Annotated in this window: 15 protein-coding genes and 4 tRNA genes; 8 read left to right on the top strand and 11 right to left on the bottom strand. The window is 62.3% G+C overall.

All coding sequences use genetic code 11. The features are described 5' to 3' along the window. Positions 1-303 precede the first annotated feature (303 nt). A complete protein-coding gene (locus ACWHXP_RS04395; protein ID WP_489634409.1) occupies positions 304-933 on the top strand; it encodes an outer membrane protein in 630 nt (209 codons plus the stop codon). Between the two features lie 46 nt (positions 934-979). Here the strand turns inward: ACWHXP_RS04395 and ACWHXP_RS04400 are convergent, their stop codons facing one another. From ACWHXP_RS04400 to ACWHXP_RS04415, 4 genes are all read right to left on the bottom strand, one after another. Continuing rightward, the gene (locus ACWHXP_RS04400) at positions 980-1870 is read right to left on the bottom strand and encodes a cobalamin-binding protein (protein ID WP_489634408.1); all 891 of its coding nucleotides are present in this window, start codon (positions 1868-1870) and stop codon (positions 980-982) included. A 3-nt stretch (positions 1871-1873) separates the two neighbouring features. Continuing rightward, complete coding sequence (gene panC / locus ACWHXP_RS04405; protein ID WP_276842502.1) at positions 1874-2713, bottom strand: pantoate--beta-alanine ligase; 840 nt, start codon at positions 2711-2713, stop codon at positions 1874-1876. Positions 2714-2802: 89 nt separating this feature from the next. Beyond that, entirely contained in the window at positions 2803-3699 is an 897-nt protein-coding gene (locus ACWHXP_RS04410) for a segregation and condensation protein A (RefSeq protein ID WP_134222841.1), read from the bottom strand. Positions 3700-3708: 9 nt separating this feature from the next. Then, complete coding sequence (locus tag ACWHXP_RS04415; protein WP_034337181.1) at positions 3709-3912, bottom strand: DUF3460 family protein; 204 nt, start codon at positions 3910-3912, stop codon at positions 3709-3711. A gap of 71 nt (positions 3913-3983) precedes the next feature. Between ACWHXP_RS04415 and ACWHXP_RS04420 the strand changes: the two genes are divergently transcribed. After that, a complete protein-coding gene (locus ACWHXP_RS04420) occupies positions 3984-4511 on the top strand; it encodes an outer membrane protein assembly factor BamE (RefSeq protein ID WP_034337183.1) in 528 nt (175 codons plus the stop codon). 12 nt (positions 4512-4523) lie between these two features. Here ACWHXP_RS04420 and ACWHXP_RS04425 read toward each other — a convergent pair whose 3' ends face one another. The 7 genes from ACWHXP_RS04425 to metG form a co-directional block, all read right to left on the bottom strand. After that, positions 4524-5354 (bottom strand): carbohydrate ABC transporter permease, encoded by an 831-nt coding sequence (locus ACWHXP_RS04425; RefSeq protein ID WP_209535709.1) that lies wholly within the window; start codon positions 5352-5354, stop codon positions 4524-4526. Further along, positions 5351-6226 (bottom strand): carbohydrate ABC transporter permease, encoded by an 876-nt coding sequence (locus tag ACWHXP_RS04430; RefSeq protein ID WP_489623225.1) that lies wholly within the window; start codon positions 6224-6226, stop codon positions 5351-5353. The genes ACWHXP_RS04425 and ACWHXP_RS04430 overlap by 4 nt, the downstream gene beginning before the upstream one ends. 27 nt (positions 6227-6253) lie before the next feature. Beyond that, positions 6254-7546 carry an ABC transporter substrate-binding protein gene (locus tag ACWHXP_RS04435; RefSeq protein ID WP_489634407.1) on the bottom strand — a complete coding sequence of 431 codons (1293 nt, stop codon included), beginning with the start codon at positions 7544-7546 and terminating at the stop codon, positions 6254-6256. Between the two features lie 54 nt (positions 7547-7600). After that, entirely contained in the window at positions 7601-8650 is a 1050-nt protein-coding gene (locus ACWHXP_RS04440) for an ABC transporter ATP-binding protein (protein WP_121042062.1), read from the bottom strand. Positions 8651-8674: 24 nt separating this feature from the next. Continuing rightward, complete coding sequence (locus ACWHXP_RS04445; RefSeq protein WP_489634406.1) at positions 8675-9655, bottom strand: sugar-binding transcriptional regulator; 981 nt, start codon at positions 9653-9655, stop codon at positions 8675-8677. Between the two features lie 223 nt (positions 9656-9878). After that, positions 9879-10358: a GNAT family N-acetyltransferase gene (locus tag ACWHXP_RS04450; protein WP_489634405.1), complete on the bottom strand. Its 480-nt coding sequence runs from the start codon at positions 10356-10358 to the stop codon at positions 9879-9881. Between the two features lie 41 nt (positions 10359-10399). Then, a complete protein-coding gene (metG, locus tag ACWHXP_RS04455; protein ID WP_489634404.1) occupies positions 10400-12463 on the bottom strand; it encodes a methionine--tRNA ligase in 2064 nt (687 codons plus the stop codon). A gap of 230 nt (positions 12464-12693) precedes the next feature. Here metG and apbC point away from each other — a divergent pair, with 230 nt between their 5' ends. The 6 genes from apbC to ACWHXP_RS04485 all read left to right on the top strand — a co-directional run bounded on the left by apbC (position 12694) and on the right by ACWHXP_RS04485 (position 15941). Then, positions 12694-13782, top strand: a complete 1089-nt coding sequence (gene apbC / locus ACWHXP_RS04460; RefSeq protein ID WP_134136079.1) for an iron-sulfur cluster carrier protein ApbC — start codon at positions 12694-12696, stop codon at positions 13780-13782. Positions 13783-13917: 135 nt separating this feature from the next. Continuing rightward, on the top strand, positions 13918-15318 hold the full coding sequence (gene gltX / locus ACWHXP_RS04465) for a glutamate--tRNA ligase (RefSeq protein WP_489634403.1): 1401 nt from the start codon (positions 13918-13920) through the stop codon (positions 15316-15318). Between the two features lie 73 nt (positions 15319-15391). After that, positions 15392-15467, top strand: a tRNA-Ala gene (locus ACWHXP_RS04470). Between the two features lie 80 nt (positions 15468-15547). Further along, positions 15548-15623: transfer RNA gene (locus ACWHXP_RS04475), tRNA-Glu, on the top strand. Between the two features lie 56 nt (positions 15624-15679). Beyond that, a tRNA-Glu gene (locus ACWHXP_RS04480) sits at positions 15680-15755 on the top strand. A 110-nt stretch (positions 15756-15865) separates the two neighbouring features. After that, positions 15866-15941: transfer RNA gene (locus ACWHXP_RS04485), tRNA-Ala, on the top strand.

The following is a 15941-nucleotide window of genomic DNA, read 5'->3' on the forward strand; positions in this document are numbered from 1 at the left end:
TTGAAATCCCTCCCTGGTGGAGGGATTTTTTTCGTTCGCATGCAGCGTGCAGGCACCCATGCCAGCCCCCGTGGCGACTTGTATTTTTCGCTTGCATTTCATTCGATTTCGAGCGGGCCTTCGCTATTCATTGAGGAAAATACACATTTTTCTCGCATTCGGATGACTTCTCCCTATCAGCTCCTATGATCGCGCCCGGCTTGGCACAGCACCTCCGTGCTACGTCAGGAGCTCGCTCCCGAGGGCAGCAGCACACGCCTTCGGGATTGCAACGATTCGATCAACTTCGTGGGAGATATGCAGATGAAGGTAATCCATTTAATCGCCGCCACTGCGGCATTGGCTATGTCGACCGTGGGCTTTGCGCAGGAGTCCAGGCCGGCGACCGGCATCTATGTCGGTCTGGAAGGCGGCTCGGTCAGCTATGCCGTCAACGACGGCAATGACGGCCCGTCACGAGACGAATATGTCGAAAGCGCCCGGGCCGGTGCCGTGCGGCTGTCCGTCGGCTATCAGTTCACTCCCAATTTTTCCCTGGAATCGGGATATTTCCATCTGGGTGATTTCAAGCGAGAAGAACGCAACGCTGGCCCCTATCGCTGGCATCTGACGGCCAACACCCATGGTTTCGACCTGCTTGCGATCTACAAATTGACCGGGTTCATTCCCGGGCTGTATCTGAAAGGAGGCCTGATGCATTCCCAGGTCTCTCTGGAGGCCGCAGAGGAAGGGCCCTATGCGTACCGCAGATCCACTTCCCACGCGCAGTCCGGTATTGGTTACCAGTTGGGGATCGGCTACGAATATGACCTGACTTCCCGCTTCAGCATCAATGGCGCTTACACCCGTCTGCAGCGTGTGGGCGGTTCCTGGGAGGATGGTGTTTCAGTCAATGCCAATCTCCTGAGCGCTGGCCTGAAATATCGCTTCTGAATACCTTCAGTCTGAAGCCGCACATCCCTCCTCGTGAGGGATGTTTTTATTGAGCGCTTGTTGTTGCTTGCCGTGCCTGATCCAGCTTCCCGCACACTTCCTGCGCCGCCTCCAGCACCCGTGGCCCGGCGCGGTTCAGCCAATCCGCATTGACGGTATGGAGCTGCCTGTCGCGCACGGCTCGCAGGCGGGGAAAGGCCTTCCAGCGCTCCAGCGGCTGGTCGCGCGCATCGCCTGCCGTGAGAATCACTTGAGGATCTGCTGCCAGTACCGCTTCCACACTGACCGTAGGCGCCAGTTGCGGCAGATCGGCGAAGATGTTGCGCCCGCCGCACAGGCGCAGCACCGACGACACCATGTGCTGGCCGTTGAGCGTCATCAGAGGCTGGCTCCAGATCTGATAGAACACGCTCACCGGCGTACGGCCGCGATATTGCGCTTCCAGCTGCTGCCAACGCGCACGGAAGGCAGTCGCCGCCGCTTGGGCGGTGGCCTCGGAACCGGCCAACTGGCCCAGTCGTTCCAGCGAAGTAGCGATCATGCCGAAATCGGCCGGCTGGCTCTCGAAGACGGGAATGTCCAGGCTGCGCAGGCGCGCCAGTTGCAGGGGTTTGTTGCCGCTGTGCCAGGCCACGACCAGATCGGGTTTGAGGCTGGCGATGCGCTCCAGGTCGAGCGCGTTGTAGCCGCCCAGGTTGGGCAGCCGGGCAGCTTGCGGGGGATAGTCGCTGTGATTGCTGACACCGACGATCTGCTCGCCGGCGCCGGCCGCGTACAGCAGTTCGGTAACATGTGGGGCCAGGCTGACGATGCGGCGCGCCGGCTTTAGCAGGGTGACGTTCTGGCCCAGGTCATCCTGGACGGTGATGCTGGCGTGGGCTGCGCCGGCCGCCAGCAATCCGGTGAGGGACAGCAGCCAGGCCGCCAGCGCACGCATGGATCAGATTTCCAGGTTGTCGATCAGGCGCGTGGCACCCAGCTTGGCGGCAGACAGCACGACCAGCGGCGCGCCTTGTTCCATGTCGGCTGCTGAAGGCGGCTGCAGGTCGATGCGCTTGCGCACGGCCACGTAGTCCGGCTTCCAGCCACGGCCGGCCAGGCGTTCCATGGCCAGTTGCTCGACCAGGGCGACGTTGTGCTGGCCGCCGCGCACTTCGTTGGCGACGTCGTTGAGCACCTTGTAGAGCAGCGGTGCTTCGGCGCGTTCTTCGGCCGACAGGTAGCCGTTGCGCGAGGACAGGGCCAGGCCGTCTTCGGCGCGGTAGGTTTCGGCGCCCACGATTTCGGTCGGCAGGGCGAACTGGCGCGCCATGTTGCGCACGATCATCAACTGCTGGTAATCCTTCTTGCCGAAGACGGCGACGCGCGGCTGCACGCAGGAAAACAATTTCATCACCACGGTGGAGACCCCGGTGAAGAAGCCGGGACGGAATTCACCTTCCAGGATGTTGCCCAGGTCATTGGGCGGCTGCACGCGGTATTCCTGCGGTTCCGGGTACATATCCTTTTCGGTGGGGGCGAAGAGGACGTAGACGCCTTCCTTTTCGAGCTTCTCGACGTCGGCCTGGAAGGTGCGGGGATATTTGTCGAAGTCCTCGTTGGGGCCGAACTGCAGGCGGTTCACGAAGATCGAGGCCACCACCGGGTCGCCGTGGGTGCGCGCCAGGCGCATCAGGGACAGATGGCCTTCGTGCAGGTTGCCCATGGTCGCCACGAAGGCGGTGCGCAACTGACCGCGCAGATGGTCGCGGAGTTCTTCGATGGAGGAAATGATTTTCATGCGGATTCTCTGGTTGCGGGCGGACCGTCGCGTGGCTTGTCGCTCAAGCCTGCGCAGCCCGGCCCCGGTTGCCGGTCGGCTGCGCCCGCTCAGCTGGGCGAGTACGACAGTCTGACATAGATGGGCGCGAAGGCTTCGGCCTGGGTGATTTCGATGAGCGTTTCCTTGGCCAGTTCGAGCAGGGCGATGAAGTTGACCACCACCACCGGCACCCCGCGCGAGGGATCGAAGAGGTCCGAGAACTCGACGAAACGCGCCGACTGCAAACGCCGCAAGATGCCCGTCATGTGCTCGCGCACCGACAGTTCTTCGCGGCTGATGTGGTGATGCTGGGTCAGCTTGGCGCGCTTGAGGATATCGGCCCAGACCGCCTTGAGGTCGTCGATGTCGACCTCGGGCCAGCGCGTGACCACGGTCTGCTCGATGTGGACCTGGGTGCGCACGTAGTCGCGGCCGACTTGCGGCAGCTGGTCCAGCTCCTGGGCGGCCAGCTTGATCTGTTCATATTCCAGCAGGCGGCGCACCAGCTCGGCGCGCGGATCTTCCGGCTCCTCGCCGGGCTCGGCCTTCTTGGCCGGCAGCAGCATGCGCGACTTGATCTCGATGAGCATGGCGGCCATCAGCAGGTACTCGGCGGCCAGTTCCAGGTTCTGCTTGCGGATCTGCTCGACGTATTCCAGGTATTGCGCGGTGACTTGCGCCAGCGGAATGTCGAGGATGTTGAAGTTCTGCTTGCGAATCAGGTACAGCAGCAGGTCCAGCGGACCCTGGAAGGCTTCCAGGAAGACTTCCAGCGCATCCGGCGGGATGTAGAGGTCATTGGGCAGCTGGAACAGCGGTTCTCCGTACAGGCGTGCCAATGCCACGCCGTCGATCACGTCGGGCGTGGTGTCCTGCTGGCCTGCGGGGGTGATGTCGATGGCGTCGGCGCTGGGTTCCGCGCCGGGCTGGCCGGCGGGGTCCAGGCCACCTGCTTGAACCGTCATGCGAACAGCTTAGTGGCTCTGGTAGACGTAGGGCTGCTGGGCCACGCGCGAAGCCTTGTCACGGGCGGACTTGTCCAGGTCCAGCGGTTCCTTGTCCCACAGCAGGGCGCGGCCGGCGCGTTGGGACTCTTCCAGCTTCGGGTTCTTCGTCTTCAGTTCGTCGATGAACTGGGTGATTTCAGATACGTAGGTGGTCTTTTTTCCGAAGAGCATGATATTTTCAGGCCAAATGTTACACAGAAGCCGTATTTTACCTTGTCTTCATCAGGGATAATCAACTACCTATGCGTGAACCCATCTTCACCCGCCTGCGTCGCCACGCCGGTCATTTCGGCGCTTTGCTTGTCGCTCTGGCCATGTTTGGCTGCGACCGCAATGGCAATCCCATCGAGGAGTTCGGTTTGGACAAGCTGCAAAAGGGTGTTTCCAGCGAAGCCGACGTGCGCGGCGTAATGGGCCAGCCCGATACCGTCTGGGAAGACGGGGGCGGGGCCAAGACCCTGGAATACCCCAAGGGACCGGAAGGCATCCGGACCTGGATGTTCCGTATCGGGGCCTCCGGTACGCTGATCGACTACACGCAGGTGCTGACGCAGGATCATTTCGACACCATTCGTCCCGGCATGAGCACCGAGCAGATCCGGCGCGAATTCGGCCGGCCGCGCAGCGTGGTGCAGTTCGCCCGCAAGAATGAGGAAGTGTGGGACTGGAAGTATCACTACGTGCACGAGGACCGGCTCTTCAACGTGCATTTCGACATCACCACCAAGCAGGTCGTGCGCACCTCGATTTCTGAAATCTCGGGCCACTGAAGCGCTGCGGGTTCAGCGTATCCCCGCCCGCATGAACGACTGCACGAACTGCCGCTGGAACAGCAGGAACGCCAGGAGCAAAGGCGCAGAAGTCATCAGTGTGGCCGCCGTGATGATGGACCAGTCCACCCCCTGGTCGGTGGAGGAGAACACCTGCAGCCCCACCGTCAGCGGGCGCGATTCCACTGAATTGGTCACGATCAGCGGCCACAGGAAGTTGTTCCAGTGGGTACTGACCGAGACCAGCCCGAAGGCGATATAGATCGGTTTGGCCAGCGGCACATAGACCTGCATCAGGATCTGCCAGGCCGAGGCGCCTTCCACGGTTGCCGCTTCATCCAGCTCGCGCGGCACCGTCTTGAAGGTCTGGCGCAGCAGGAAGATGCCGAACGCCGAGGCGAAGTAAGGCAGGCCAATCGAAAGGATGGTGTCGCGCAGGCCCAGCAGGTTCATGGTCTGGTAGTTCTCCACGATCAGGATGTCGGGCATCACCATCAGTTGCAGTAGTACCAGCATGAACATCACATTGCTGCCCCGAAACGTGAAGCGGGCAAACGCATAGGCCGCCAGCGTGGCCAGCACCAGCTGCGCCGCCAGGATCATCGTCACCAGCAGGAAGGTGTTGAGGAAATAACGCGGAAACGGCGCGGCATGCCAGGCGTTGGCAAAATTCTGCAGCGTCAGCGGTGCATCCGGCACGAAGCGGGTGGCGTAGGCGGCCGGATGGAAGGCCGTCCACAGCGCATACAGCAGCGGCAGCAGCCACAGCAGCGCCAGCACCCAGGCAGAGACGGTTTCCAGCGCGCGATGGCGCTCAGCGAAGGGTGAGGTAGGCGCGATCATTGATAGTGGGTCCTGCGGTCAAGTACACGAAACTTCACCAGCGCAATCAGTCCCAGCAGGGCCAGCAGCACTACCGTCAGGGCTGCGGCGTAGGAAGAATCCCAGAAGGCGAAGCCAACTTCATAGATGTAGTACAGCAGCAGGGAGCTGGCATTGTCCGGCCCGCCCTTGGTCATCACCACGATGTGGTCCACCAGGCGGAAGGCGTTGATGAGCGCATTGATCAGCACGAACAGCGTGGTGGGCATGAGCAGCGGGAACTGCACGCGCCAGAAGTATTGCCAGCGCGACGCCCCTTCGAGTGCGGCGGCTTCGGCCAGCACCGGCGAAATCTGCTGCAGGGCGGCCAGGTAGAAGATCATGAAGAATCCCGCCTCCTTCCACACTGCCACCACCATCAGCGCACCCAGCACGGTCTGCGGATTGCCCAGCCAGTTGTGCGAGGGCAGGCCCAGCGCGCCGGTGATCTGCTCCAGCAAGCCATATTGCGGCGTATAGAAGAACAGCCAGATATTGGCCACCGCGATCATCGGCAGCACCGTCGGGGTGAAATAGGCCAGGCGCAGTATGCCGCGCCCGGCCAGTTTCTCGTTGACCCACAACGCCATCAGGATGGCCAGGGCGATGGCCAGCGGAATGGTGCCGAGGGCGAACCAGAGGTTGTTGCACAGGGCCTGCCAGAACACCGGATCCTCCGCCATCAGCCGGTAATTCTCCAGCCCGACGAAGACCGACGGGCGGGCTCCCTTGGGCGTGGAGAAGAAGCTGTGCCAGAGCGTGGCCAGCGCCGGATAGTGCGTGAAGGCGATCAGCAGCACCATGGCCGGTGACAGCAGCAGCCAGGGCAGCACGGAGGAGGGCAGGCGTTTCATCGGCAGGCCTTGTGCAACGGACCGCGCTTAGCGGCCGTAGGCGCGCAGGATGCGCTCGGCTTCGCGCTGGGCATCCTTCAGGGCAGCCTCCGGGGTCTTGGTGCCGGACAGCGCTGCCTGCAGGTTGTCGTTCAAGGCCTTGGTCACGCGCTGGTTGTCGTGGGTGGACAGTTCAGCCACGCCATACTTCATCTGCTCGCGCGCCACGTCGGCGGCCGGGACGTCCTGCAAATATTTCTTCATTTCCGGGGTATCCCAGGCATCCTGGCGCGGGGCCACATAGCCGGTGGCAATGGACCACTGTGCCGCGCGTGCCGGCTCGGTGGCGAAGCGGATGAACTTCATGGCGGCCTGCTGCTCGACCGGCGAAGTCTTGTTGAAGACGTAGAAGTTGCCGCCGCCGGTGGGGCTGCCCGGATGCTTGATGCCGGGCAGCATGGCCACGCCGAAGGGGAAGCTGGCGTTGGTGCGGATGTTGGTCAGGTTGCCGGTGGTGGTCCAGACCATGGCAGCCTTCTGCTCCAGGAAGTCCTTGGGCGTGGTGCCCCATTCGATGGAACCGGCCGGCATCACCTTGTCTTTTGTGGTCAGGTCGACCCAGTGCTGCAGGGCCTGCACGGCGCCCGGCTTGTCGAAGTAGGTCTTGGTGCCGGCGCTGTTCATGAGGATCGTGTCATTGGAAGCGGTCATGGCCTGGAACATCCAGTAGCCGAAGCCGGTGGAAGGAATCTTCACACCCCACTGGCTGACGTTGCCGGCGGCATCGCGCTTGGTCAGCTTCTTGGCGGCTTCCACCATCTCGTTCCAGTTGGCCGGGGCCTTGTCGGGGTTCAGGCCGGCTTCCTTGAACAGGTTCTTGTTGTAGTACATCACGATGGTCGAGCGCTGGAAGGGAATGCCCCAGGTCTTGCCTTCGGTCTGGCTGTTTTCCATGAAGCCCTTGTAGAAGCCGTCGATCCACTTCTTGTCTTCGGCGCTGCTGGCCAGGCTGTCGATGGGGACGATGGCGTTCTCGTCGATCAGGGTGAAGAGATCGGTCGAGAGCAGCACGGCCAGGGTCGGCGGGGTGCCCCCCTTGAAGGCGGTCAGTGCCTTGACGATGCTTTCCTGGTAGGTGCCGGCATAGATGGCCTTGACCTTGATGTCGGGATTGGCCTTCTCGAAATCGGCCACCATGCTGTCGATGGTCTTGGTGACCGCACCGCCCACGGCGACCGGGTAATAGAAGCTGATCTCGACCGGATTGGCGGCCAGCACCGGCGCACAGAAAGCGGCTGAGACAGCCAGGGCGGCCAGGGACTTGAGGAAGGTTCTACGCATGATGCATCTCCATGAGGTGGATGGGTTGGCTTGCTGCGGAAATCGTTTTACGGATCAGGACCGGCGCAGGCCGCTCTCCTGTTCGAAGAAATACTGGTCGCGGGCATCCCAGGCCAGGTGAACCGTTTCGCCCGCGTTGAACCGGTGTTGTCCGGGCGCGCGCACCAGCAGCGAGGCGCTGCCGATGCGCGCGCCGATGATGGTGTCGGCACCGAAGTATTCGACCGTTTCCACCTGGGCGGACGCAGTGGCCTCGCTGGCCGCTGCCAGGCGGATGTGTTCAGGGCGCAGCCCGAGTTGCAGGGGTATTTGGCCGAGCTCGTGCAGCACCACGTCGCTGCCGACAATGGCCAGGCCTTGCGCATGCGCTTGCAGGGGCAGCAGGTTCATCGGCGGCGTGCCGATGAAGCGGGCGGCAAAGGCCGTGGCCGGCTGGGCGTAGAGATCGGCGGGCGCTGCGTCCTGTTCGATGCGGCCTTCGCGCAGCAGGATCACCTGGTCGGCCATGCTCATGGCTTCGGTCTGGTCATGGGTGACGTAGACCATGGTCATGTTCAGCTGCTGCTGCAGGGCGCGGATCTCGCGGCGCATTTCCTGGCGCAGCTGCGCATCGAGGTTGGAGAGCGGCTCATCCATCAGGCACACCGGTGCATCGGCAATGATGGCGCGGCCCAGCGCCACGCGCTGCTGCTGGCCGCCGGAGAGCTGCGCCGGGCGGCGCTCCAGCAGGTGCGACAGGCCGAGAATGTCGGCCACGCGCTGCAGGCGCGACGCATGGCCTGCACGCGGCTCCTTGCGCACGCGCACGCCGAAGAGAATGTTGTCGCGCACGCTCAGGTGCGGGAACAGCGCATACGACTGGAACACCATGGAAATCTTGCGCTGCGCCGGGGGCAGTTGCGTGACATCGCGGCCGCCGATGTGGATGCTGCCGGAAGTGGGTTTGTCCAGTCCTGCGATCAGGCGCAGGGTGGTCGACTTGCCGCAGCCGGAAGGCCCCAGCAGGACGGTGAATTGTCCCGATTTGACCTCGAAATCGATGTTGCTCACCGCCTGGGCTTGACCCCAGTGCTTGCAGACGCCCTGCAAGGAGATGGCTGCCATGCTGGTTTCCTCGTGGAGATGTGATCACGCCGCCGCGCCGCTACGGATCTGCTCCACCAGCAGGCGCGCGCTCGGTTCGTCGATGATCAGTTCGTTGATGAAGCCGCCGCGCAATGCAGCTTTGAGGCCCGGCAGCTTGCCGGTGCCGGAGACCACGCACAGCGAATGCGCGGCGCGCGCAAAGCATTCCATGTCCGGGCCGCTGTTGCGGGCATTGAAGGCCACATCGCGCCAGGAACCATCGGCGCGGAAGAAAACCGTGGCGATGTCGCCGACCAGGCCTTCGTCGCGCAGGATCTGGCGTTCTTCTTCACCCAGATAGCCGGCGGTATGGATATAGCTGCCGGTGGCCTCCGCCCCGATGGAGAACAGCAGGATGGAGGCGCGTTCCTGCAGGTCGCGGATGGCCTTGATGCTCTTTTCTCGCCATAAAGCCGTGCGCGTTTCGGGATAGTCGAAAAAGGCCGGCACCGGCAGGTGATGGGCGCGCGCACCATAGTTCTGCGCAAAGCGCGAGACGATGGATTCGCTGAAGCTGTTGATGAAGCTGGCACCGCTGCCGGAGCCATTCAAGGCGACCACGTCCACGTCATGCACATGGCGCGGCAGCAACTGGTCGGCGATCTGTGCCACGGTCGTGCCCCAGGCCAGGCCGATGACGGTGCCCGGCGTGACCAGGGAATTGACGTAGGCAGCAGCGTGGCAGGTGACCCGCTGCAGGGTTTCCTTGTCGGTGGCTGCCGCCGCCACCGGCACCACCTGGATCGACCGCAGCCGATAGTGATGGGCGATGGCCGCTTCCAGGCTGCCGGAGACCTGCTGCGGATCGTGTACGCGGATTTCCACCAGGCCACGGTCCAGTGCGAAGGACAGCAGGCGTGAGACGGTCGCGCGCGAAGTACCGATTTCGCCGGCAATCGCGGCGGTGGTCATGTTCTGGAAGTAGTAGAGCCGCGCTACGCGGACCGCCATGTAGGCAGTTTCCTGTCTATCCCCTTGGGCCATTGTTGTTGTGCTTACCAGTGAATGTGAACTTTTGGCGCATGCCCTCGGACTGCCCCCCCGGCAGTCCAGGCGGACTGGGCCTCCTGACAACGTTTTCACGATGGTAGCGAGCGATTGTTACCGCTTGATGAACAAACGTTCCAATTTGCCGGGATGGCGGGGAGGCAAAAGAAAAGCGACGCACCAGGCGTCGCTTTCAAGAGGGATCACAGGACGAGAAACATCAGTGCCGCATCACGCGCCGCATCACGATGGGCGGGGCTTCCTGCGGATTGGCGCGGGTGTATTCCAGTTCCGGCGCGATCTCGAAGCCGAAGGCGGCATACAGGTCTACCAACTGCACCTGATCGGTGCGTACCGCCAGCCGCAATTCGCGCACATCGGCTGACTGGGCACGATGGATCAGGGCTTCCATCAGGTGCTGGGACAGGCGTTCACCCCGGAACGCCGGGGTGATGCCCATGCGGCGGATTTCCCAGACATCGCTTTCGGTGTCCAGAGGCAGCCAGCGCACCGAACCGGCAGGCGTCTCGCCACTGAGCAGGATGAAGGCGCCGCCATGCTGCAGGTCTTCCTGCACATGGTCGGGGGCTTCGCGGTGGCCCGAAGAACTGGGCGCAACCTTGTTGGCCCAGCTGTGACGGGTCAGTTCGGCGATCAGACTGGCATCTTCCGAGGTGGCTTCACGTATCACCAGGTTCATGACGTTCTTTCCTCCTGCACAGGCAATCGGCGGCGAATGCCTCAGCGCACGCGCATGCCCGGCTCGGCACCCGGCCAGGGGTTGAGCACATAGATGCCCGGATTGGCTTTCTCGTCCTTGGCGGAGGCGGCCAGCACCATGCCCTCGGAGACACCGAACTTCATCTTGCGCGGCGCCAGGTTGGCCACCATCACGGTCAGCTTGCCGACCAGCTCTTCCGGCTTGTAGGCCGAGGCGATGCCCGAGAAGACATTGCGGGTGCGGCCTTCACCGGCATCCAGGGTCAGGCGCAGCAGCTTGGTGGAGCCTTCCACCGCTTCGCAGTTGACGATCTTGGCGATGCGCAGGTCGACCTTGGCGAAGTCATCGATGGAGATTTCCGGCGCCAGCTCTTCGATGGCGCTTTCCGCTGCTGCGGGTGCGGCTGCAGGCGCTTCCGGCGCTTCGAACAGGGCATCCAGCATCTTGGGATCGACGCGCTGCATCAGGTGCGAATAGGCATTGATGACGTGGCCATCGGCCAGCGGCACGGCCACATCGCTCCACTGGAAGGGCTGGACCTGCAGGAAGGCTTCCACCTGGGCGGCCAGTTGCGGCAGCACCGGCTTGAGGTAGACGGTCAGGATGCGGAAGGCTTCCAGCAGGCGGCTGCAGACTTCGTGCAATTGCGCATCCTTGCTGCTGTCCTTGGCCAGTTCCCAGGGCTTGTTGGCGTCCACGTAGGCGTTGATGGCGTCAGCTTGCTCCATCACCAGGCGCAGGGCCTTGCCGTATTCGCGCTGCTCGTAGAGGCTGCGGATCTCTTCAGCCACGCCGCGCAGCTTGACCAGGAAGGCATCGTCAGCAGTGGCCCACCGGGTGGACACACGGCCTTCGAAGCGCTTGGCGATGAAACCGGCAGCGCGGCTGGCGATGTTGACGTACTTGCCGATCAGGTCGGCGTTGACGCGGGCGACGAAGTCGTCCGGGTTGAAGTCCACGTCTTCCACCTTGGCGTTCAACTTGGCGGCGATGTAGTAGCGCAGCCATTCCGGATTCATGCCGATATCCAGGTAGCGCAGCGGCGAGATGCCGGTGCCGCGCGACTTGGACATCTTCTCGCCGCTGACCGTGATGAAGCCGTGCGCGAACACGTTGGTCGGCGTCTTGCGGCCGGCGAACTTCAGCATGGCGGGCCAGAACAGGGTGTGGAAGTAGGTGATGTCCTTGCCGATGAAGTGATATTGCTCGGTCTTGTCATTGGCCATGAAGGCATCGAAGTCGCGGCCGGTCTTGACGAAGTAATTCTTCAGCGAAGCCAGGTAGCCGATGGGCGCGTCCAGCCAGACGTAGAAGTACTTGCCCGGTGCGTCCGGGATCTCGATGCCGAAGTAGGGCGCGTCGCGGCTGATGTCCCAGTCGCCCAGGCCGCCTTCGCCGTCCAGCCATTCGCGGGCCTTGTTGGCCACTTCCGGTTGCAGGCGGTTGCTGTCCAGTGCCCATTCGCGCAGGAAGGCCACGCACTTCGGATCCGAGAGCTTGAAGAAGAAATGTTCAGACGACTTCATCACCGGGGTTGCGCCCGAGAGGGTCGAGTAAGGATTCTTCAGGTCGGTCGGCGAATAGACCGCGCTGCAGTTCTCGCAGGAGTCGCCGTACTGGTCCTTGGTGCCGCACTTGGGGCATTCGCCCTTGATGTAACGGTCCGGCAGGAACATGTTCTTCACCGGATCGTAGAACTGGTCGATGGTCTTGGTGGAGATCAGCTTGGCCTCGTCGCGCAGGGCGCGGTAGATCTCCTGGGACAGTTCGTGGTTCTCGGGGCTGTCGGTGGAGCTCCAGTTGTCGAAGGCGATGTGGAAGCCATCCAGGTACTGCTTGCGGCCGGCGGCGATGTTGGCCACGAACTGCTGTGGCGTGATGTTGGCCTTTTCGGCGGCGATCATGATGGGCGCGCCGTGGGCGTCGTCGGCACCGACGAAGTGCACCTCATTGCCCTGCATTCGCTGGAACCGGACCCAGATATCGGCCTGGATGTATTCCATGATGTGGCCGATGTGGAAAGCGCCGTTGGCGTAGGGGAGTGCGGTCGTGACGAAGAGTTGGCGAGGTGCGGAAGTGCTCATTGGCGATACGGACGATGCAAGTAGGTTAAGGCGCGTGCGCGCCGAAAAAGCAAGAAAGCTGCAAGAAAACTGCCATGAAAGAGGGGCATTCTATCAGCCACAGGGCCTTGGGCGCAGTAGTTGCTCCATTGCAATCAAAGTGAAGCTTTGTGCAAGGGTGGTTTGATTGCCGCACAGGGCGGCCCTGGCGCGATTGGTTTAGACTTGCGGGTTCTGAGCAAGGAGAACCAATGAGCATTACCGTGGAAGAGATCAAGGCGGCCCTGTTGCAGGTGATCGACCCCAATACCGGCAAGGACATGATCCGTGGCAAGGAAGCCCGCAACATCCGCGTCGAGGCTGGCCGCGTGCTGCTGGATGTGGAGCTGGGCTATCCGGCGGCCAGCCAGATTGCGCCTATTCGCCAGCTGGTTGAAGAGGCGCTGGGCAAGCTGCCGGGCGTGACCGCAGTCGAGGCCAACGTCTACTTCAAGATCGTGGCGCACGCGGTGCAGCGCGGCATCAAGCTCAAGAGCAACGTCAAGAACATCATCGCCGTGGCGTCGGGCAAGGGCGGGGTAGGCAAATCCACCACGGCGGTCAACCTGGCGCTGGCGCTGTCGGCCGAGGGCGCGCGCGTGGGCATCCTCGATGCCGATATCTACGGTCCTTCGCAGCCCATGATGATGGGCATCTCCGGCCAGCCCGAGACCAAGGATGGCAAGACCATGGAGCCGCTGGAAAACCACGGCCTGCAGGTCTCTTCCATCGGTTTCATGATCGATCCGGACGAGCCCATGGTCTGGCGCGGCCCCATCGTCACGCAAGCCCTGCAGCAATTGCTGGACCAGACCAACTGGCGCGACCTGGATTACCTGATCGTCGACATGCCGCCGGGTACAGGCGATGTGCAACTGACCTTGTCGCAGAAGGTGCCGGTCACCGGTGCGGTCATCGTCACCACCCCGCAGGACATCGCCCTGCTGGATGCGCGCAAGGGTTTGCGCATGTTCGAGAAGGTCGGCATTCCCATCCTGGGCATCGTGGAAAACATGAGCATGCACGTCTGTTCCAACTGCGGCCATGCCGAGCCCATCTTTGGCGTGGGCGGTGGGGAGAAGATGTGTGCGGACTTCGGCGTGGACTTCCTGGGGGCCTTGCCGCTGACCATGGAGATCCGCCAGCAGACCGATTCCGGCAAGCCTACCGTAGTGGCCGATCCGGATGGCAAGGTCGCCGAGATCTACAAGGCCATCGCCCGCAAGGTGGCCGTGAAGGTGGCCGAGAAGGCGCGCGACATGACCAGCAAGTTCCCCAGCATCGTGGTGCAGAACGACTGATGTCCGCCCCGGGGCGGCCAGCCGGCATGGCGTGCCGCCCTGCAAAGGCGTTAAAATGACGCCTTTCCGAATTCCTTTGCTTGACCGATGGCCGGCCCTGGCATTCCAGGACCGGCCTGATTTTTACTCGCTATCATGACTGCCACTCAAGTTCGTACCCGTTTCGCTCCCAGCCCCACCGGCTACCTGCACCTGGGCGGTGCCCGCACGGCGCTGTTCTCCTGGGCCTATGCCCGTCGCTTCGGCGGCACTTTCGTGTTGCGCATCGAAGATACCGACGTTGAGCGTTCCACCCCGGAAGCGGTGCAGGCCATCATCGAGGGCATGCAGTGGCTGGGGCTGGAGCATGACGAAGGTCCGTTCTACCAGATGAAGCGCATGGATCGCTATCGCGAAGTGATCGCCCAGATGCTGGAGCAGGGTACGGCCTACTACTGCTACTGCACCCCGGAAGAAGTGGAAGCCATGCGCGAGCGCCAGCGTGCGGCCGGCGAGAAGCCGCGCTACGACGGCACCTGGCGTCCCGAGCCGGGCAAGACCTTGCCGGCGATCCCTGAAGGGCGCAAGCCGGTGGTGCGTTTCAAGAATCCGCAAGACGGCGAGGTGAGCTGGAATGACGTGGTCAAGGGCCCCATCACCATCTCCAACCGTGAGCTGGATGACTTGGTGATCGCCCGTCCGGACGGCACGCCGACCTACAACTTCTGTGTTGTGGTGGATGATTGGGACATGAAGATCACCCACGTCATCCGTGGCGACGACCATGTGAACAATACGCCGCGCCAGATCAATATCCTGAAGGCTCTGGGCGGCACGCTGCCCGAGTATGGCCACGTGCCGATGATCCTGGGTGCGGATGGCGAGAAGCTGTCCAAGCGCCACGGTGCGGTGAGCGTGATGGATTACCCGGCCCAGGGCTATCTGCCTGAGGCCATGCTGAACTATCTGGCGCGCCTGGGCTGGAGCCATGGGGACGACGAGATTTTCTCGATGCAGCAGTTCTGCGAATGGTTCGACCTGGATCACCTGACCAAGGCGCCGGCGCAATTCAATCCGGAAAAGCTGAACTGGCTCAACAACCACTACATCAAGCTGGCTGACAACGCTCGTTTGGCGGATCTGGTCCGCCCGCTGCTGCAGGCACAGGGTGCGGTATTCGAAGGTGCGCCTGATCTGGCGGCCGTGATTGCTCTGCTGAAGGATCGCGCCAATACCGTCAACGAGATTGCGGCTGCGGCGCTGATGTTCTATCGCCAGCCGGCCCCGGATGCGGCCCTGGTGGCCCAGCACATTACCGAGGCGATCAAGCCGGCGCTGGCTGACTTTGCCCAGCGCGTGGCGACGGTGGAGTGGAGCAAGGAAGCGATTGCGCCGATGATCAAGGAAGTGCTGGCTGCGCACGGCATCAAGATGCCACAGCTGGCGATGCCGTTGCGTTTGATCGTGGCGGGGCAATTGCAGACGCCGGCCATTGACGCCGTGCTGCAATTGTTTGGCCGTGAGGCTGTAGAGGCACGCTTGGCGGCATATCTTTGAAAAAAAGAAATTATTTTTCAAAAAGCTGTTGTCTTTTGAAAAGAGGTATTGCATAATCTCGCTTCTTCGCAACGGGGGTATAGCTCAGCTGGGAGAGCGCTTGCATGGCATGCAAGAGGTCAGCGGTTCGATCCCGCTTACCTCCACCAGCGACCCGCAGATGTTTGGCGGTGATATTTCAGGCGAAGCTTGAAGTGTAGAAGTAAGAAGTAATGTGAAGTACCTGCTTGTCCCCTTCGTCTAGAGGCCTAGGACATCACCCTTTCACGGTGAGTACGGGGGTTCGAATCCCCCAGGGGACGCCAGATTTTGATATCTGCGCTGTCACCCAGCAGGCAGCGCAGGTATGTAGCGGTACAGTGTCCCCTTCGTCTAGAGGCCTAGGACATCACCCTTTCACGGTGAGTACGGGGGTTCGAATCCCCCAGGGGACGCCAAGTTGTGAGGCAGTCCGGTTGCCGCCGGATTGTTGGAAAGTTGAAGTAGTCTGATTGATCAGGCTACCTTGAGGTTGGATAGTCCGGAGTTTGGGACTGTTCCTTTCGCAGGGGGTATAGCTCAGCTGGGAGAGCGCTTGCATGGCATGCAAGAGGTCAGCGGTTCGATCCCGCTTACCTCCACCA

The sequence above is a fragment of the Herbaspirillum sp. Her2 genome (assembly GCF_057961375.1).

Coding starts and splice junctions, on each gene's coding strand:
- ACWHXP_RS04445 (WP_489634406.1), bottom strand. CDS start 9,655: ATGGCCCAAGGGGATAGACAGGAAACTGCCTACATGGCGGTCCGCGTA.
- ACWHXP_RS04435 (WP_489634407.1), bottom strand. CDS start 7,546: ATGCGTAGAACCTTCCTCAAGTCCCTGGCCGCCCTGGCTGTCTCAGCC.
- gltX (WP_489634403.1), top strand. CDS start 13,918: ATGACTGCCACTCAAGTTCGTACCCGTTTCGCTCCCAGCCCCACCGGC.
- ACWHXP_RS04440 (WP_121042062.1), bottom strand. CDS start 8,650: ATGGCAGCCATCTCCTTGCAGGGCGTCTGCAAGCACTGGGGTCAAGCC.
- ACWHXP_RS04395 (WP_489634409.1), top strand. CDS start 304: ATGAAGGTAATCCATTTAATCGCCGCCACTGCGGCATTGGCTATGTCG.
- ACWHXP_RS04450 (WP_489634405.1), bottom strand. CDS start 10,358: ATGAACCTGGTGATACGTGAAGCCACCTCGGAAGATGCCAGTCTGATC.
- ACWHXP_RS04425 (WP_209535709.1), bottom strand. CDS start 5,354: ATGATCGCGCCTACCTCACCCTTCGCTGAGCGCCATCGCGCGCTGGAA.
- apbC (WP_134136079.1), top strand. CDS start 12,694: ATGAGCATTACCGTGGAAGAGATCAAGGCGGCCCTGTTGCAGGTGATC.
- panC (WP_276842502.1), bottom strand. CDS start 2,713: ATGAAAATCATTTCCTCCATCGAAGAACTCCGCGACCATCTGCGCGGT.
- ACWHXP_RS04410 (WP_134222841.1), bottom strand. CDS start 3,699: ATGACGGTTCAAGCAGGTGGCCTGGACCCCGCCGGCCAGCCCGGCGCG.
- ACWHXP_RS04415 (WP_034337181.1), bottom strand. CDS start 3,912: ATGCTCTTCGGAAAAAAGACCACCTACGTATCTGAAATCACCCAGTTC.
- ACWHXP_RS04430 (WP_489623225.1), bottom strand. CDS start 6,226: ATGAAACGCCTGCCCTCCTCCGTGCTGCCCTGGCTGCTGCTGTCACCG.
- metG (WP_489634404.1), bottom strand. CDS start 12,463: ATGAGCACTTCCGCACCTCGCCAACTCTTCGTCACGACCGCACTCCCC.
- ACWHXP_RS04400 (WP_489634408.1), bottom strand. CDS start 1,870: ATGCGTGCGCTGGCGGCCTGGCTGCTGTCCCTCACCGGATTGCTGGCG.
- ACWHXP_RS04420 (WP_034337183.1), top strand. CDS start 3,984: ATGCGTGAACCCATCTTCACCCGCCTGCGTCGCCACGCCGGTCATTTC.